General features: G+C 37.8%; 15 protein-coding genes, 1 pseudogene and 2 other annotated features (1 of these 18 running past the window's edge). Of the genes and pseudogenes, 7 read left to right on the top strand and 9 right to left on the bottom strand.

The genetic code is table 11. From position 1 onward, the window contains the following. The first annotated feature begins 89 nt into the window (after positions 1 to 89). Together gltB and G4D61_RS09530 are read left to right on the top strand one after the other, a co-directional pair. Positions 90 to 4,649 carry a glutamate synthase large subunit gene (gltB, locus tag G4D61_RS09535; protein ID WP_163173793.1) on the top strand — a complete coding sequence of 1,520 codons (4,560 nt, stop codon included), beginning with the start codon at positions 90 to 92 and terminating at the stop codon, positions 4,647 to 4,649. 96 nt (positions 4,650 to 4,745) lie between these two features. Continuing rightward, positions 4,746 to 6,203 carry a glutamate synthase subunit beta gene (locus G4D61_RS09530; protein WP_025728010.1) on the top strand — a complete coding sequence of 486 codons (1,458 nt, stop codon included), beginning with the start codon at positions 4,746 to 4,748 and terminating at the stop codon, positions 6,201 to 6,203. A 54-nt stretch (positions 6,204 to 6,257) separates the two neighbouring features. On the opposite strand, the gene mutY is transcribed toward G4D61_RS09530, so the two are convergent. Continuing rightward, positions 6,258 to 7,364: an A/G-specific adenine glycosylase gene (mutY, locus tag G4D61_RS09525; RefSeq protein ID WP_025728012.1), complete on the bottom strand. Its 1,107-nt coding sequence runs from the start codon at positions 7,362 to 7,364 to the stop codon at positions 6,258 to 6,260. 185 nt (positions 7,365 to 7,549) lie between these two features. Here mutY and G4D61_RS09520 point away from each other — a divergent pair, with 185 nt between their 5' ends. Together G4D61_RS09520 and G4D61_RS09515 are read left to right on the top strand one after the other, a co-directional pair. Then, complete coding sequence (locus tag G4D61_RS09520) at positions 7,550 to 8,533, top strand: metal-dependent hydrolase (protein ID WP_025728014.1); 984 nt, start codon at positions 7,550 to 7,552, stop codon at positions 8,531 to 8,533. Between the two features lie 79 nt (positions 8,534 to 8,612). Next, complete coding sequence (locus G4D61_RS09515) at positions 8,613 to 8,771, top strand: small, acid-soluble spore protein K (RefSeq protein ID WP_025728016.1); 159 nt, start codon at positions 8,613 to 8,615, stop codon at positions 8,769 to 8,771. Positions 8,772 to 8,811: 40 nt separating this feature from the next. Here G4D61_RS09515 and G4D61_RS09510 read toward each other — a convergent pair whose 3' ends face one another. Then, positions 8,812 to 9,138, bottom strand: a complete 327-nt coding sequence (locus G4D61_RS09510; RefSeq protein ID WP_025728018.1) for a YfhH family protein — start codon at positions 9,136 to 9,138, stop codon at positions 8,812 to 8,814. A 2-nt stretch (positions 9,139 to 9,140) separates the two neighbouring features. Beyond that, on the bottom strand, positions 9,141 to 9,953 hold the full coding sequence (gene recX / locus G4D61_RS09505) for a recombination regulator RecX (RefSeq protein WP_163173792.1): 813 nt from the start codon (positions 9,951 to 9,953) through the stop codon (positions 9,141 to 9,143). Positions 9,954 to 10,045: 92 nt separating this feature from the next. On the opposite strand from recX, the gene G4D61_RS09500 reads away from it, so the two are divergent. The 3 genes and pseudogenes from G4D61_RS09500 to G4D61_RS09490 form a co-directional block, all read left to right on the top strand. Beyond that, positions 10,046 to 10,168: a YfhE family protein gene (locus G4D61_RS09500; RefSeq protein WP_081749995.1), complete on the top strand. Its 123-nt coding sequence runs from the start codon at positions 10,046 to 10,048 to the stop codon at positions 10,166 to 10,168. 85 nt (positions 10,169 to 10,253) lie between these two features. Next, entirely contained in the window at positions 10,254 to 10,448 is a 195-nt protein-coding gene (locus G4D61_RS09495) for a YfhD family protein (RefSeq protein WP_025728022.1), read from the top strand. A gap of 178 nt (positions 10,449 to 10,626) precedes the next feature. Next, positions 10,627 to 10,768: pseudogene (locus G4D61_RS09490) on the top strand (IS5/IS1182 family transposase); the annotation flags it as partial. Between the two features lie 352 nt (positions 10,769 to 11,120). Here the strand turns inward: G4D61_RS09490 and trpA are convergent. The 6 genes from trpA to trpE are packed head-to-tail and all read right to left on the bottom strand — an operon-like array spanning position 11,121 to position 17,494. Continuing rightward, positions 11,121 to 11,906: a tryptophan synthase subunit alpha gene (trpA, locus tag G4D61_RS09485; RefSeq protein ID WP_025728025.1), complete on the bottom strand. Its 786-nt coding sequence runs from the start codon at positions 11,904 to 11,906 to the stop codon at positions 11,121 to 11,123. After that, entirely contained in the window at positions 11,899 to 13,101 is a 1,203-nt protein-coding gene (gene trpB, locus G4D61_RS09480) for a tryptophan synthase subunit beta (protein WP_025728027.1), read from the bottom strand. Before trpB ends, trpA begins: the two co-directional genes overlap by 8 nt. Then, the gene (gene trpCF / locus G4D61_RS09475; protein WP_163173790.1) at positions 13,058 to 14,500 is read right to left on the bottom strand and encodes a bifunctional indole-3-glycerol-phosphate synthase TrpC/phosphoribosylanthranilate isomerase TrpF; all 1,443 of its coding nucleotides are present in this window, start codon (positions 14,498 to 14,500) and stop codon (positions 13,058 to 13,060) included. The genes trpB and trpCF overlap by 44 nt, the downstream gene beginning before the upstream one ends. A gap of 1 nt (position 14,501) precedes the next feature. Beyond that, a complete protein-coding gene (gene trpD / locus G4D61_RS09470; RefSeq protein ID WP_025728031.1) occupies positions 14,502 to 15,527 on the bottom strand; it encodes an anthranilate phosphoribosyltransferase in 1,026 nt (341 codons plus the stop codon). Beyond that, positions 15,511 to 16,110 (bottom strand): anthranilate synthase component II, encoded by a 600-nt coding sequence (locus G4D61_RS09465; protein ID WP_025728033.1) that lies wholly within the window; start codon positions 16,108 to 16,110, stop codon positions 15,511 to 15,513. The genes trpD and G4D61_RS09465 overlap by 17 nt, the downstream gene beginning before the upstream one ends. Then, positions 16,091 to 17,494: an anthranilate synthase component I gene (gene trpE, locus G4D61_RS09460; RefSeq protein ID WP_163173788.1), complete on the bottom strand. Its 1,404-nt coding sequence runs from the start codon at positions 17,492 to 17,494 to the stop codon at positions 16,091 to 16,093. The genes G4D61_RS09465 and trpE overlap by 20 nt, the downstream gene beginning before the upstream one ends. Positions 17,495 to 17,559: 65 nt before the next feature. Further along, positions 17,560 to 17,804, bottom strand: a binding site (T-box leader). A 48-nt stretch (positions 17,805 to 17,852) separates the two neighbouring features. Next, positions 17,853 to 18,006: a binding site (T-box leader), on the bottom strand; it runs 101 nt beyond the window's last position.

The raw sequence follows: 18,006 nt of genomic DNA, 5'->3' as shown, positions 1-18,006 counted from the left end.
ATATATTGTAAGGAATAATAACAAAAGAGTAAAATTTAAAATAATCTTACTTTTCGGACTTGATTTGATAAATGGAAGGAATGTGAAGCATGAAATATCAGAATTTAGATCAACAAACCTACGGACTTTATCGAACTGAATACGAGCATGATGCATGCGGTATTGGCTTCTATGCAGATGTTAAAGGCCGTGCTTCTCATGAGACTGTCACAACAGCATTAGAAATGTTAAGAAGATTAGATCATCGTGCCGGAAAAAATGCTGACCAAACTACTGCTGACGGTGCAGGTATCTTGCTCCAAATCCCACATGAATTTTTTTCAAATAATTGTTCCTTCACCCTTCCCAAAAAAGGTGAGTATGCAGTAGGAATGCTTTTTCTCCCCCATGATCAGTCGCTTCAAAAGGAGATTTATCATGAATTTGAGGACCAAGCAGCTAATCTTGAATTAAAAGTATTAGGTGTACGCGATGTCCCAACATCTGATAAATGTCTTGGGGAGCAAGCAAAACAAGCTCAACCTTTTATCTCCCAAATCTTTATTACTTCAATCAACGATAACACGGAAGAAAAGAATTTTCAAAAAAATATTTATCTATTAAGAAAATTAGTTGAAAACAAATATCGCTCATCCCTTTATATTGCTAGTTTATCAAATCAAACGATTGTATATAAAGGGATGCTTGCTGCTGATCAGTTACCGTTGTTTTATCTAGACTTACAAAAAGAGCAATTCACATCTGCATTGGCACTCATTCATTCACGTTTTAGTACAAATACTTTCCCTAGCTGGGAAAGAGCTCATCCGAACAGAATGATTGCTCATAATGGAGAAATTAATACGATAAAAGGTAACGTTAACTGGTTTAACGCAAAGATGCCTTTATTTGCTAATACTTTTGATGAATCTACGTTAGAGAAAATTCAGCCAGTGTTAAATACAGAAGGCAGTGACTCAGCAATTTTTGATAATGTTTTAGAATTTTTGACAATGAATGATGTTCCGCTTCCACAAGCAATTATGATGATGGTTCCTGAACCATGGGAAAAGAATGATGATCTCCCTCCATATTTAAAAGCATTTTATGAGTATTATAGTCAAGTTATGGAGCCATGGGATGGACCAATGGCCTTAGAATTTACAAATGGGAAACAAATTGGGGCAATTTTGGACCGTAATGGTTTACGCCCTGCCCGTTATTATATAACGAATGATGATAAAATTATTTTCGCTTCTGAAGTTGGAGTTGTTGATGTTGCCGAAGAAAATGTAAAAGAACGCCACCATTTAAAACCGGGGCAACTGCTTTTTGTAGACTTAGAACAAGGAAGCATTATTCCGAGTGATGAGTTAAAAACCCAAGTTAGTTTAGAACAACCTTATCAAGAACATTTGGATGAAAATGTTGCCTATATTTCTCAATCAGCAAATTTAATTCCGGCAGCAACTACTTTTGAAAAAGATGAATTGTTTTATTATCAAAAACTTTTTGGATACACATATGAAGAATTAACGAAGTCTATCGTACCGATGGCTCAAGATACAAAAGAACCGATTGCAGCAATGGGAGTTGACTCTCCAATTGCCGTTTTATCAGAACGTCCACAATTGCTTTATCACTATTTTAAACAAAGTTTTTCACAAGTAACAAACCCGCCTATTGATCCGATTCGTGAAGAGGTCGTGATCTCGTCTGTTACTTGGTTAGGTGCACAATCCTCATTAAATGGGGATGCTGGCAATTATAAAAAATTACAATTAGAACACCCATTTTTAAACACTGCAAGTTTTTACGCAATCCAAAATCAAGGTCTAAAAGTTGAAACAGTTAAAACCTATTTCACACCAAATTCAGAAGCAGGTTTAAAAGGAGCAATCGACAATGTCCTTGCTGCAGTTGATCAAGCCATTGCAGATGGAGCCGAAATCATTATTTTAAGTGACCGCTCGATTGGAGAAAACAATATCCCAATTCCGTCGCTACTGATTACTTCTAGTGTGCACCATCACATGATTAACAATGGAACAAGAACAAAAGCTAGCATTGTGATTGACTCAGGTGAACCGAGAGATGCACATCACTTCGCTTCATTAATTGGCTTTGGTGCAGATGCAATTCATCCTTATTTAGCACTGGAAACAATTAAATCTCTCATTGAATCAGGTCATATTAATACATCATTCAAAAAAGCAAGTGACCATTTCATTAAGATTATTCTTAAAAGTGTCATAAAGATCATGACAAAAGTGGGAATTTCATCATTGCAAAGCTATCGTGGAGCCCAAACTTTTGAAGCGCTTGGAATATCTGAAGAGGTTGTGAACAAATATTTTACAGGAACTGTTTCACAAATCGGCGGTATTGGATTAGAGGAAATAGCAAAAGAAGCAACATTGCGCTATGAACAAGCACAGGAAGCTCTCTATCAACATAATAAAGCTCTTGACACTGGCAGTGAGCTTCAATGGCGTAAAGATGGAGAATTTCATTTATTCAATCCACTAATGATGCATACATTACAACGTGCAGCACGGACAAATGATAAAGAAACATATAAAAAGTTTTCTGAAATGTATCACAATAGTCCATTTTCTACTATTCGCAGTTTGCTAACAGTAGAAAGTGATCGTTCGCCAATTTCAATTGATGAAGTCGAACCAGTGGAAAATATTTTAAAGAAATTCAAAACCGGTGCAATGTCATATGGTGCGCTAAGTAAAGAAGCTCATGAAGCACTTGCGATTGCAATGAATCGTATTGGCGGGAGAAGCAATAGCGGTGAAGGCGGCGAAGAAAAAGAACGTTACATTCAAGATGCAAATGGAGATTCAAGACGCAGCTCCATTAAACAAGTGGCATCCGGACGTTTTGGCGTAACGAGCTTATATTTAACTGATGCTGATGAGTTACAAATTAAAATGGCTCAAGGTGCAAAACCTGGTGAAGGCGGTCAGCTTCCTGGCACTAAAGTTTATCCGTGGATTGCTGAAGTTCGTGGATCCACACCTGGTGTGGGACTTATCTCCCCTCCTCCTCACCATGATATTTATTCAATCGAGGATTTAGCGCAGCTAATTTATGATCTAAAGAGTGCAAATCCACGCGCAAGAATAAGCGTAAAGTTAGTTGCTAAAGCTGGCGTTGGAACAATTGCTGCTGGTGTTGCGAAAGGGCTCGCTGACACAATCTTAATTAGTGGTCATGATGGCGGAACGGGCGCATCCCCGCAAACAAGTATTAAACATGCAGGCATGCCTTGGGAACTTGGTTTAGCAGAAGCCCATCAAACATTGACCTTAAACGGCTTAAGGGATCGTGTTGTACTTGAAACAGATGGAAAATTGATGACGGGCTTAGACGTCATTAAAGCAGCATGCTTAGGTGCTGATGAATATGGATTCTCTACTGCCCCACTTGTAGTTCTCGGTTGTATTATGATGAGAGCATGCCATCTCGATACATGTCCAGTTGGCGTTGCAACACAAAATCCAAAGCTTCGTGAAAAGTTTATGGGAAGTCCGGATCATGTCGTCAATTATATGTATTTTATCGCCGAAGAAGTTCGTGAATTACTTGCTCAATTCGGTTATCGCAGTTTAGATGAACTAGTAGGTGCCACACACCTGCTTAAAGAAAAAGACAGCGTGAAGTCACATTGGAAAGCTAAACATCTTGACCTTCATAATATGTTGTTTAAGGCTAGCGAATCCACTGTTAACGTTGAAAAACAAACTGCTCAAGATCATAAACTCGAAGAACGTTTTGATCAACGCTTATTACTGCAGCTTACTGAAGCAGTAAAACATAAAAAAAGAACATCTATCACCTTGCCGGTTGTGAATACAGATCGTGCTGTTGGCACATCATTAGGTCACGTTATTACGAAAGCATATGGAGATCAAGGGTTACCAGAAGATTTCATTAAAGTATCACTCAAAGGGTCAGCCGGTCAAAGTCTAGGCGCTTTTATCCCTAAAGGATTAACAATTGAATTAGAGGGTGATGCCAATGATTACGTAGGTAAAGGTTTATCAGGAGGTAAAATCATTGTTAAACCTGGATTGTCTTGGGGCAATCAGCCACAGGCAATCATCGGCAACACTACTTTCTTTGGTGCTACATCCGGAGAAGCATATATTCGCGGAACGGCAGGACAACGTTTCTGTGTCCGCAATAGCGGAGTCAATGCTGTTGTAGAAGGTATCGGTGATCACGGTTGTGAATATATGACAGGTGGACGCGTCGTAGTTCTTGGTTCTATCGGTCGCAACTTTGCAGCGGGAATGTCGGGCGGTATTGCATATTTATACGCAAATACAAATGAACATGAATTGTTGACGCAAATTAACAAGGAAATGGTTGATGTTGAAAAAGTCCATGCAGATACAGAAATGCGTGAATTATATCAAATGATCCAAAGACACTATCATTACACTGGCAGTCCAATCGCCAAGAAAATTTTAAAAACTTGGGAAACAGCTGGAAGTAAATTTGTCAAAATTATTCCTCGTGAATATCGCAATATGATGCAGCTTATTGAATACTTCAAAAACCAGAAAATGTCAAATGATGAAGCTCGCCTGGCAGCCTTCGAATTCAAAAAAGCTGGAAGAACGTTAAGTGAATTAGAAACAGAACATGCTTAATAATCAATAGTGATCTATCAAAACATCAAGAATGGTTTAACCGCCTTCCTTTATAAGGATTGGCGGTTAAATAACGCTGTTGTAGGAGGGTGAAAAATGCGCGGTACGACTGATTTTATTGATAAAAAACGTGAAAAACCTAAAGAGTTAGATCCAGTAAAACGTATTGAAAATTGGGGAGAATATCAAAAACCTTTTCCGAAAGAAAAATTAAATACACAAGCTTCGCGTTGTATGGAATGCGGCACTCCCTTTTGCCAAATGGGGACATTAATTGGCCGGCAAACAAGCGGCTGTCCTTTATATAATTTAATTCCTGAGTGGAACACACTTGTTTACGAAGGAAAATGGAAAGAAGCTTATCAACGGCTTTTATTAACGAATAACTTTCCAGAATTCACTTCAAGAGCTTGTCCGGCACCTTGTGAAGGATCTTGTACAGCTGGATTAGTGAGCGAGCCTGTTACAATTAAAAACATCGAGAAAGCCATTATTGACAAAGCCTTTGATAAAGGTTGGGTAAAACCGCGAATTCCTTTGAAACGGACAGGATTAAAAGTAGCGGTAGTTGGAAGTGGACCAGCTGGATTAACAGCTAGTGATGATTTAAATCAACTTGGACACTCCGTTACTGTTTTTGAAAAAGAAGATCGTTTTGGCGGTCTGCTAATGTACGGTATCCCTAATATGAAAATCGAAAAAAAATATGTCCAACGCAGAGTGGATCTTTTGCAAAAAGAAGGTATCGAATTTAGAGCAAATGTTGAGATTGGCAAAGATATTTCTTTAGAAGATTTGCAACAAGAGTTTGATGCTGTATTGCTATGTATTGGGGCAGAAAAACAACGTGATATGGATATTGAAGGCCGTCATTTACATGGCATCTATCCTGCAATGGAGTATTTAAAGGCAAGTACTAAACATTTCTTAAATAATCAGTCAAATACTGAACCTTCTATTTCCGCAAAAGGAAAAAAAGTAATTGTTATCGGTGGTGGTGATACAGGTGCAGACTGTGTCGCAACAGCTATACGGCAAGGTTGTAAAAGTGTTGTGCAATTTGGTAAACATGGTGAGCTTCCAAAAGAACGTACAGACGATCAGCCATGGCCTTTAAACCCTTCCCTCTTTACTTTAGATTATGCTTATGAAGAATCCTTTAAAGTATTTGGAGAAGATCCTAGAAAGTATTATATTCAAACAACTAAATTTCTTGGTGACGACCAAAACAATGTCACTGGATTAGAAACTGCTCTTTTTAATGAATCTTCTTCAAATCAGAATCAATGTTGGGAAGCTGATTTAGTATTAATTGCAATCGGTTTTGAAGGCGTTCAAGAATCATATACAACAGGAATCCAAACAAAAAACGGCAGGATTGAAACACTTCCTAACAAGTTCCAAACAAATGAAGAAAATATTTTTGCTGCTGGCGATGCTAAACGCGGTGCAAGCCTTATCGTGTGGGCAATGCAAGAAGGAAAAAAGGCAGCAAAAGAAATTGATCGCTATATATTAAGAAAAGCAATCGAGTCCCAACAACCTTCAGCATAAAAAAAAGCAGAAAACAAAAATGTTCGTCTCTTTTGTTTTCTGCTCCTTTATTTCTTATAGACCTTTAGCAATTTTTATATAACTTTTCCATATATTTTGGTGCGAAACTGGAAAGGCAAAATTTTTTAAGTCTTTTATTGGAACCAATTTCAGCTCTTCTGTTTCCCCTACTTCACTATTAATCATACCTTTATAAACTTCAATATCCCAAGTTAAATGCGTAAAAACATGATTGATTTCCGCGAAATGTTCTGTATCTAGCGACACTTCTAATCCATATTCTTCTAATAAATAATCGTTCAATACTCTTCTTGATGGAATCAGCGAGCTTTTCTCAACTTGAGGAAACTCCCACATATTCGCAAGCAGCCCTTTATCGGGACGTTTACGGATCAGCACATTCCCTTTATGATCGGTTAAGACAGCTGCTATTAATTGTATCTTTTTATTCTTTTTATTCTTTGTTTTAACAGGCAACTGCTCCACAGTTCCAGCATAAAAGGCTTTACAATGTTCACGAACAGGGCAAAGTAAACATGATGGTGATGTTGGCGTACAAATTAAGGCACCTAGCTCCATCAATGCTTGATTAAAATAGGAAGGATTTTCGTGTGAAATCAGCTCCCTAACGGCTGCTTCAAAAATTTTACGTGAAGCAGGCTTAGCGATGTCATCCCATATAGATAAAATTCGCGAGAGAACTCTCATGACATTGCCATCTACTGCTGGTTCAGGTAAACCATAGGCGATGCTCAATATCGCACCTGCTGTATAAGGTCCTACCCCTTTCAGCTTTGAAATCAAACTAGGTGTGTTTGGGACGATACCGCCATACTTTTCTTTTACTTCCTTTACTGCCGTATGCAAATTGCGGACACGAGAGTAGTATCCTAAACCTTCCCATGCTTTTAATACTTTATCTTCATCCGCTTCGGCTAAAGCATCAATTGTCGGAAATTGTTCAATAAATCGTTGAAAATATGGAATGACAGTATCTACCCTTGTTTGCTGAAGCATAATTTCTGAAACCCAAATTTTATAAGGGTCCTGATCTTCTCTCCATGGCAATGATCTTTGCTCATGCTCAAACCATGTAATGAGATCATGTTGAAATGCTTGAATATCAATATCTTCTATATAAAATGGTTCATTGTTTTTCAAAGTAAATCCCCCAACTGAATACTAACTAAAAACATATTAGGATATATTATTATAAAAACCAACTTTGTATTTATCACTATTGCATTACTTTCTTTTTTACCATATCATGAATTAAAATAGATGCAACTAAAATTAAATAGCGTACACGAAATACTTACACCTTTCATTTTTAGGAGGAAATCATTTTGGATACAGGAACCCATGTCGTAATGGGATTAGCACTTGGAGGTCTAGCTACATTAGACCCTGTCGTGGCTCAAGATTCTGTTCAATTTCATAGTGTCTTAATAGCAACAATAATTGGTTCACAAGCACCCGATATTGACACATTTTTAAAATTTCGTAATAACGCAGTCTATATTAGAAATCATCGGGGCATTACACATTCTGTCCCTGCTGTTATCCTTTGGCCAATTATGATCACAGCCGTACTTTCTCTTTTTTTCCCGGGCACAAATACACTTCATTTATGGCTATGGTCTTTTTTAGCTGTCTTTCTCCATGTGTTTGTTGATATTTTCAACGCATATGGTACACAGGCGCTTAGACCGTTTTCAAACAAATGGGTTGCGCTAGGGATTATTAACACGTTTGATCCTATCATTTTTGTAATCCATGTGATCGGTATCGTTGCTTGGGCATTTGGGGCACAGCCAGGATATACGTTTTTAATCATGTATATCATCATTATCGTATACTATATCGCTAGGTGGATCTCGCAACTAGCTGTAAAACGGGCTGTCCGAAAAAAAATACCAAATGTACAAAAAATGTTTATCACACCAACTTTACGATACAATTATTGGAAAATTGTTGTGATCACTGAAGATACTTATTATGTTGCGAAAGCCCATGCAAGCAACATCATGATTATGGATACATTTAAACGGATACCGATTATCCAAAACGATATAATGACAGCTGCACAACAAGATGGAAATCTTGCAGCATTTTTATCATTTTCCCCTGTATATTGCTGGAAAATCAGAGAACATAATAACGGATACGAAGTACGTTTCACTGATTTACGTTATCGTGGCACAGATGGTCACTATTCATTTGTTGCTGTTGTAGAATTAAGTCCTGAGCTTGATATCAATGGATCTTTTACAGGTTGGATTTACAATAATGATAAATTAAAGAAAAAAGTCAATATCGTTCCAAGATAATTCAGTGTAAAAGAATGATTCCGGGGTACAATAACGGATGTGAATTTAATTCACATCCGTTATTGTTAGGAGGAATACAATGATGCGCAATAAATCAAAGGGATTTCCATATGGACACGATAATAAATTTGAAGGCGAACCACGGGCAAAAGCAGAATTCGCATCAAAGCGTGCAGACGGCTCAATTAATACACATCCTCAAGAACGTATGAGAGCTTCAAGTCATCGTGAACAATAGTGATTAAATATTATCCTATATAAAAGCATGATCGTATTGATCATGCTTTTGTTGTTAATGGCTGCAGCATCGAAATTGGAAGCGCCTCTTGTGGCTGGCCACCACTTAAACGGTAACCCCAAGCAAAAACGCCGTCTATATAATCAATTTTAAAATAACTTCCCGGATCGCCATCAATTTGATAAACTTCCCCTTGTTTAAAATCTGCTGGATTTAGTAAATAAGCTTTTGCCATTAATATTTTTCTTTCTAATACAGCAAACTCATTAACAATCCCAAGCTGTTCTGCCTTGCGGGCTTTTTCCATTAGTTGTGCAATTTCTTGTTTGAGTTCAAATTCGTTCATTTCACTGTATCTTTTCTCCATTTTTATTCTCCCATCTCGATTTGTTCCTCTTTTTCCCGTAAATAACGCTCAATTAACTCTAATGAAAAACCTTTTCGATATAAAGATTGCTTCATTTTTTGCTCATAAAGAAAGCCTGTAAATGCTTGATATCGTTTATGTGCCTTTTCTGCCTGCCTTATTAAAGCAAACCACTCTTCATCTTCAACTTTTTCAACATGTAAATTTTTTAAGGCCCGTGATATCACGTCAAATGTGTAGCCTTTTCTTGCTAAATGTTGTTCAATCCTTTGATAAAGCTGTTTCTCCGATAGCTTTTGATGTTGCTTCGCATACTTTTCAGCTAATAAGAGCGCATGTTCAACTTGTTTATCGATGTCATAGTAACCCATTGCCTCTTCAATATACGCTTCATTAATCCCCTTTTGCTGTAGCTCAAGCTGAATTATTTTTGCTCCTTTACGAGTAGTATTGACTTGAGTTTTCACATAACTAATCGCAAAATGTAAATCATTTAAATATTGTTGTTCATAAAGCTTGTGGATAACTTCTTTTATAATTGCTTCATCCATTTCTTTTTTTCGTAAGTAATCTTTTATTTCTTTTTCCGATCTCATTCGAAAAGAGAGAAATTGGATCGCAATGTTTACGCCTTTACGAATATCATCCTGCAGCATAATATGATCAAGCTCAAAGGAGGATATTTCTTTCCCTTTTAATAATTGAAATCTTGCTAACACTTCTTCATCAACACTGAAGCGATATTGTCCATCGAGAAAAATATTATATCTTTCTGGATTATTTTTTTGAACAGAAATTTTCGTGATTGTCGGCATTTTAATCAATACCTCCTCCCTACTATTTTATCATTGAATAGTATGTTTCGTACAAGATAGGAAATAATATTAAAAAAAGGAGGAATTCAAACATGTCAAAAGATAAGCGAGTTAAATCAAAGAGCAATCTAAGTAGTATGCAAGCAGTTACATATCAACGCGAATTTAAAAAAGCTGATCGAGCTGGAGGTTACACGAGCGACCGCAACAAATAATTTCCTGTTTAAAAAATGTTGTTAGGCACATCCTAATATTGCGATTAAATATCGCAATTTCATTCATTCTTAAGGGGTGTTTGTAATGGGTCGTGCACATAGTCAAAAAACAAGAGATAAAAACAAAAGCAAACTTCCTCAAGTTCCAAAAAATTTAAAATCTGATGGGTTAGATGTAGAATATTCACAAGAATTAGCCGATCAAGATGACTTAGAAGCACAAGCTCGTTCTAACGCTGCAGCAAAGCGTGCAAACTCACGAATGAAACAATCTAAATAATGTTAAATCCAGGCACGTAATGTGCCTGGTTGAGACTGTAGAGAAACTCAGTGAAAATGAGCTTGCCTACAGTCTTTTTTGATATTATAAGAAATATAATAAGGTGAAGGAAAATGATGACGAGAAACAATATGATTAAGAGAAGACCAGTTAGCCGCAAGATCAGTTTGGTACATAACTTGAAACTACCATCGATTTCTCCTTTATTTATCCATTAGTTGGAAATCTCTACTCACCACTCGGTCGTCCAAGTATCCATCGTTGATATGAATATGTATCGTCCTATGCAAAAAACTATTAAAGAAATAGAAACAAACATGGAAACTTACTTGAGTAGGACTCAGACTAGTTGATTGGAGCGGAAGGGGCTTGACTCCTGGGGAATTAGCTTTACAGACGAGACCCCGCAGGAGCGTCAGCGACGAGGAGGCTTGGCGAACGCCCCCCGGAAAGCAAGCCCCTGGAGCGGAAATCAACGGTTTTTACCGCAATTCCATTCAAAAATGACAAAAGGCATCGAGAGTAAGTGCTCTCGATGCTTTTTGTCGACAATCTGAGCCAGGCACATAATGTGTGCCTAGCTTTTTATCCACAGAAAACTCAAAAAATACCCATATGACAGATTTGACTGTTAATTCTGTGAATAACCATGTGGAAAAGTGTTAAAACCATTTAATTTAATGTGTGGATATCTTTTGCTGATTGAACTAGCTGTTCGATTTCAGCAAACTGTCGCTGTTGGAAAAGCTCAATCATTTTGCTTCCAACAACGACACCATCACAATAATTTGTTAAATGACGGACATGATCAGGTGTTGAAACTCCAAATCCGGCCAATACAGGTACTGAACATGACTGTGAAAGATGACTTAAATATGTTTCAACATTGTCATGAAAACTCGTACGGCTTCCCGTTGTACCTGTAACAGTAACTGCATATAAGAAGCCCTCTGTTCGCAAAGCAATTTCTTTAATACGATCTTCAGGGCTAGTAATAGCAGCAAGTCGAATAAGTGCTATATCCTTTTTTCCTAATTCTCCTGTAATAAGATGTTCTTCTTCAATCGGTAAGTCAGGTATAATAAGACCATCAACTCCAGCTTCATCACAATCTTGGACAAATTTTTCGATTCCATATGAAAAAATAGAATTAAAATAAGTCATTAAAATAAGTGGAACTTCTCTAGGATGAGCTTGTAAATGATTTAATACTGCCGCCAAAGTTGTTCCTTGCTGAAGAGCACGAATTCCTGCAGCTTGAATCGTTGGACCATCAGCAACAGGATCTGAAAATGGAATCCCTAATTCAATTGCCGTCACTCCGCATCTTTCCAAAAATTCAATTCTCTCTTGAGTAACTTCCAATCCTCCGTCTCCTGCCATGATATAAGGAACAAATGCTTTTTCATTCCGATCCTTTACTCTCTTGAAACTTTCATTTATTTTCGTTTTACCCATTAGTTTTTCCCCCTAGTAAATGGCTCACAGATTCAACGTCTTTGTCTCCTCTGCCTGACAGACAGACTACGATCGTTTGATCTTCAGACATTTCTTTTGCCAATTTTAATGCATAACTTACGGCGTGCGAACTTTCTAGAGCAGGTATAATGCCTTCTACTTTTGAAAGGAGTTGGAACGCTTCTAACGCTTCATCATCATTAATAGATGTATATTTAACACGACCTGTTTCTTTTAAATAACTATGTTCAGGTCCAACCCCTGGATAATCAAGACCAGCAGACACTGAATATGCTTCTTGAATTTGGCCATCATTATCTTGTAATAAATAAGTCATCATCCCGTGCAGAACACCTAATGTTCCATGGCTTAATGAGGCAGCATGTTTTCCTGTTTCAATTCCTGCTCCCCCTGCTTCCACACCATAAAGTTGAACATCATCTTCAATAAACGGATAAAACATCCCCATTGAGTTACTACCGCCACCGATACAAGCAACAACAGCATCTGGCAGTTTGCCTGTTTGCTCTAGCATTTGCTGTTTCGTTTCCTTCCCAATTACACTTTGAAAATCACGAACAATTTGCGGGAATGGATGCGGTCCTACAACTGAGCCCATAATATAATGCGTATCCTCTACATTACTAACCCAATAACGGAGTGCTTCGTTTACTGCATCTTTTAATGTGCCGCTCCCCTGTTCAACACTCCGAACTTCGGCCCCTAGTAATTGCATTCGAAAAACGTTCAGTTTCTGCCTGCGAATATCTTCAGCACCCATAAATACAATACAATCTAATCCAAGCAAGGCGCACACAGTGGCAGTAGCAACACCATGCTGACCAGCGCCCGTTTCTGCGACTACTTTCTTCTTGCCCATTCTTAACGTTAAAAGTGCTTGGCCAATTGTGTTATTAATTTTATGGGCACCGGTATGGTTTAAATCTTCTCTTTTCAAATAAATTTTTGGACCGCCGCCAAGTTTCGTTAAATTTGCGGCGTAATATAGCGGTGTTTCTCTCCCTATATATTGTTGCAAATAATACTCCAGTTCTTCTTGAAATGCTGGATCCTTCATTGCTTCTTGATAAGCTTTCTCTAATTCGTTCATCGCCGGCATTAAAGTTTCAGGGACGAACTTGCCGCCAAACTTACCGAAGTGACCCGTTAGGTTCGGTTGTGTATAAGTTGTCATTACATTCACTCTCCTCTAATTTTTGAAATGCTTGTTTTGCTTGACTAATAAATTGCATCATTTTTTCCGTATCTTTTTCACCATTTGTTTCAACTCCGCTTGAAACATCGACCGCCATTGGTTTGACCATCGCAATCGCATCAGCTACATTTTGAGCAGTCAGTCCACCTGCAAGCATCACATTTTCTTTCGTAGATAATGCAGTTAGCAGCTCCCAGTTAATAGAAATTCCATTTCCACCGCGGTACGGCCCACCCGCACTATCTAATAAATAAATGTCTGCGTTATACTGGTTTATTTTTTCTAAATCCGCTTGCGTCTGAATCGGAAATGATTTAATGACAGGATAGTTTAATTGATCAATTACATCTTGTAATTCATCGCCATGCAATTGAATATAATCAAGACCAACTTGTTCAGCAATGGCTTGCATTCTATTAACCTCTTCATTCACAAATACGCCTACTTTTTGTACGTTTGCTGGAATAGATGCTGAAATCATCGCAGCCTTTTCAGGTTCAATATACCTTTTACTATCTGCAAATACGAAGCCGATTAAATCTGCACCTGCTTGAACTGCCGCCTGGGCTGCTTCTAATGTCTGGATTCCACAAATCTTTACTTTATGAAGTGTTTCTCCTACTAAGCTTTTAATTGCTTCCTTCACTGTAGTAGATCTCATCAACGTTTCTCCTACTAAAATTCCTTTTGCCCCAGCCTTTTGCACACGCACCACATCCTCTCGAGTACGTATACCGCTCTCACTAATTATGAGAATGTTAGGGTCAGAAATTTGCTTTGCTAAATGTTCGACAACGGCGAGATCAACTTCAAATGTTTTTAAATTACGGTTATTAATCCCAATAATATTTGCTCCAACAGCAAGTGCCACCTGCAGCTCTTCTTCATTATGCACTTCTAATAGGACTTCTAAATTTTTAGATTGAGCATAATCATACAATTGTTTCAATCGTTTAGAATTAAGTGCTGCTGCGATCAACAAAATTACACTTGCCCCAGTTGCCTTTGCAATATCAATTTGAATTTCATCAATAATAAAATCTTTGCAAAGAACCGGAAGTTTTACCGCTTGGCTGACTGCTTTTAAATCATCAATAGTCCCCTTGAAGAAAGGCTGATCGGTTAACACAGAAATCGCATTAGCCCCTGCCTCCTCATACTGTATCGCTTGATGAACAGGGTCAATCTCCGTTCGAATATCTCCTTTTGAAGGAGAGGCCCGTTTGATTTCCGAGATGATACTCATTCTCTCTGATTGCATAAATGTTTCATATAATGACGGTGCTTTTCGATCAATAGCTGCTAGTCTAAGCTGTGATGCTTTTAATCTAGCAACCTCTTTTTCTTTTTCCGCTAAAATTTTTTCTAGAAAGGTCAAGTTAAATCACCTCTTGTGTTAATTTTCGGCTTACTTCTATAAGTGTATTAAGTTTGTTCAACGCTGCTTTTGAATCAATACTTTCTTTAGCTAATTGAATTCCTTCTTCAATATTATTCGCCGCACCATTTGCATAAATACCTAATCCAGCATTCAACAGTACTGTATCGCGATAAGGACTTTGTTCACCATTTAATACTGACAATAATATTTCGCTATTTTTCTTGGCATCTCCGCCACGTATCTCCTCATTTGTATATGTTGGAAGTCCAACATCCTCTGGGCTTAATGTAAATGTATGAATGTCCCCTTGATCAAGGAGTGCAAAATGATTTTCCCCTGATAATGATGCTTCATCTAAATAGCCTGCACCATTGATAACTAATGCCCGCTTTCTTCCTAAACGATGCAATACTTCAGCCATCGTCTCTAGCATATCTCGGCGATAAATGCCTAATAATTGCGTCTCTAATTCGATCGGATTTGTCAGCGGACCAATTAAATTAAAGATTGTCGGAATACGCAAGTCTTTTCTAATTTTCATCATTTTTTTCAAAGCAGGATGAACATTCGGGGCAAACAGAAACGCAATACCGATTTGATCAAGCAACTCTTCAATTTTTTCAGCAGGGAACGATAGTGATACCCCAAGGATTTCTAATACATCCGCACTTCCAGTTTTGCTAGAAACACTACGATTACCATGCTTTGCTACTTTAATTCCTGCTCCTGCCAAAACAAAGGCAGCAGTTGAACTAATATTAAAACTGTGGCTTTGATCTCCACCTGTACCACAATTATCCATTACATGCGGAACTGAACATGGAATCGGCACAGCTTTTTCCTTTATGACTTCAACCAATCCTGTGATTTCCTCTGCTGTTTCCCCTTTAAAATTTAAGGTAGCGAGAAACGCCCCCATTTCTCCTTCTGATACATCATCTGAAAATAATACTCTCGATGCCGACTTCATTTCTTCAATATTCAGACCATTTTCGCTTAAAATTTTTTCAAGATATGGTTTCATATTGTTCAACTCTTCTCACCTCTTCTAAAAAGTTGCGAAGGATTGCTTTTCCTTCCTCTGTCCCAATGGATTCAGGGTGAAATTGCACTCCAAACACTTTATATTCTCTATGCTTTACCGCCATAATTTCGTGATCATCTGTTGATCTTGCGGTAATTTCAAGCTCAGCTGGCATACTCTTCTCTTCTATTACTAATGAGTGATAACGCATCACTTTAAATGGTACTTGTATGTTTTTAAAAAGATCTTTTCCGTTATGCTCAATGAATGACGTTTTTCCGTGCATAATCGTTTTTGCTTTTTCGATCGTAGCACCAAATGCTTTTCCGATCGCTTGATGGCCTAAGCAAACACCGAGAATTGGAATCTTTTTATATAGCCGCGTAATAACGTCAACTGAAATTCCCGCATCCTCTGGTATTCCAGGACCAGGAGATACAATAATCGCTTCCGGTGCTAACGCCTCAATCTCCTCTACCGTTATGTGATCATTTCGGAACACTTTAACCTCTTCATCCATCTCACATAAGTATTGGTATAAATTATAGGTAAAAGAATCATAATTATCGAGTAATAAAATCATGTACTTGCGCCTCCAAAATCGATTTTGCCTTATTAAGCGTTTCTTCATATTCAGTCGCTGGGTTAGAATCATATACAATTCCAGCTCCAGATTGTAAATAAGCAGTGTTATTTTTAATAAGCAAAGAACGAATGGCAAGGGCAAAGTCTATATCCCCGCTGAAACTGATATACCCAATGGCACCCGCATACATCCCACGTTTTTTTCTTTCCAGCTCATTAATAATTTGCATAGCTCTTATTTTTGGTGCTCCCGATACAGTCCCGGCAGGCAAACAAGAGACGAGGGCATCAATACCAGTTTTTCCTTTTTCCAATTCACCTTGAACCTCTGAAACGATGTGCATTACATGCTGATATTTTTCGATTTTCATATATTTTTTTACTTCAATGGTCCCTGGATTACATACACGTCCTAAATCATTCCGGCTTAAATCTACAAGCATTTTATGTTCAGCTAGTTCTTTTTCATCTTGCAACAGCTCTTGTTCTAATTGACTATCTTCCGCATCCGATTTTCCGCGCGGTCTCGTTCCCGCAATTGGATTCGTTAAAATCGTTTGACCTTTCGTTTTTATCAAGCTTTCTGGAGATGCTCCTAAAACGATATAGTCTTGAAAGTCTAAATAGAACATATATGGTGATGGATTTGCTTTTCGCAGTTTCCGATAAAAATAAAATGGATCCTGTTCCAAATGGCCTTTCATTCGCTGTGACAATACAACTTGGAAAATATCCCCATTTTCAATATGGTTCTTTGCCGTATCCACCATCTTCATAAAGGTCTCTTTATCTATCGTCGGTTGAAACGAAATGGCCCCCTCATCAATAAATGGTTCTTCATCTATTTTCGCAAGGATTTGCTCACGTAAAATTTCCGTCTTTCTTTCTGCCTGCTGTTCGTCTTTCTCAATCGCAACGATATATACATATTGCGTCTTATGATCAAATACAACGAGATGTTGATAAACCATTAAATGAAAATCAGGTATATTCATTTCATCTTCATAGATTTTTCCGATTGATTCATATTGGCGTATAACGTCATAACCGATATACCCTACCGCCCCGCCATAAAACGGAAAAGGAATTGGGAGCTCAATGTTAGGAAGAGCTTTCTTCACAATTTCAAGTGGATCACCTAAATGATCAACGCTTGTTTCTAATAGATGATCTTCAATAGTCACTTTATTGCCTAATCCAATAAATTCCATAATCGGATTTGCACCGATAAATGAATATCTACCATTTTCATCATGCTTTAAAGAACTTTCCAATAAAAATCGCTTTTCCCCTTGTAATCGTGTATAGATCATAATGGGGGTTAACATATCTCCATTGACTCTCAGTACTTTATATTTGTATGGAACGCCCTTCGTCTTCATCGTTTGCCTCCTCAATTAATTTCATAAAAAAGTCCTCTATCCATATGACATAACCATTCATATGGATAGAGGACGATATCTCGCGGTGCCACCTCTATTGAAGAATACATAATTCTTCCACTCATTCGAGTACGGATTTTGCATCTTATACTCTATCCATGTAACGGTGGATCCCGTGCTTCCCTACTAAAATTGCTTCAAGAAACCTCTCATAAGCCCATTCTGCAAAACTCCACGTACCGGATTCTCACCATTCCCGGCTCTCTGTAACCCTTCTATTTTGCATACTCTTCTTAATCATCAATTTCAATATTAAATTTTTCTTGGTGGAAAAATAAAAGGGTCCCTCATCCCTTATGTAAAGGACGAGGAACCCGCGGTGCCACCTTTATTAGCTTGAAATAGCTCAGCTTTGACAGTATCAAGAATATTTTTCTTAATACCCGTCTCTTATAACGATGAGACATTCGCCAAAGCCTACTACTAATTATTTCATTAGGTTCAGTTTGGAA

It is taken from the genome of Heyndrickxia ginsengihumi (assembly GCF_011008565.1).
Classification (GTDB): Bacteria; Bacillota; Bacilli; order Bacillales; family Bacillaceae_C; genus Weizmannia; species Weizmannia ginsengihumi.
This window is presented reverse-complemented; position numbering and strand designations above follow the sequence as displayed.